Consider the following 529-nt stretch of genomic DNA (forward strand, 5'->3'; position numbering starts at 1 on the left):
CGGCCGTCGCGCTCGGCCTCCTCGACCCAGCGCGCCAGCCGCGCGATGCGGCGTTCGTGCGGCAAGGCCGGCAGCGTGCGCCAGTCCAGCACCACGTCCACGCCGATCGGGCGTTCGTACTCGCGCACCAGCAGGGTGTCGCGGCGCGCCGAGTGCTTCCAGGCGATTGCCCGCGGCGCGTCGCCGGCGCGATACGGGCGCAGCTGGTGCAATTCCTCGCCGAGCGCGTGCAGGCGGGTCTGGGTCGGGGTGCCGGCGCCTGCAGGCAGCGGCGGGCCGTCTGCCTCCGGTTGCGGGTAGACCAGCAGCGGGGCGTCCGGCCAGAACCAGGCCCAGGCGCGCAGCAGGCCCAGCGGCTGGGTGGTGGAGACCTGGATGCGTTGCAGGTCGAGCCAGCCGCGGCGCTCGGTGGGCACCTCCAGGTCGGCCTCGTTGCGGTCGTCGCGGTGCAGGTCCAGGTAGGTGTGGGCGGCACCGTGGCGCACGCGCAGGCCGCGCCGTCGGCGGCCGTCGGCGGTGGCCAATGCCA

1 protein-coding gene is annotated in these 529 nt (G+C 75.8%); it reads right to left on the reverse strand.

Annotated elements, in window-relative coordinates; all coding sequences use genetic code 11:
* A partial coding sequence (locus D588_RS0119545) for a DUF58 domain-containing protein (protein ID WP_017917191.1) occupies positions 1 to 529 on the reverse strand: 529 nt, incomplete at both ends.

The organism is Xanthomonas sp. SHU 308 (genome assembly GCF_000364645.1).
Classification (GTDB): Bacteria; Pseudomonadota; Gammaproteobacteria; order Xanthomonadales; family Xanthomonadaceae; genus Xanthomonas_A; species Xanthomonas_A sontii.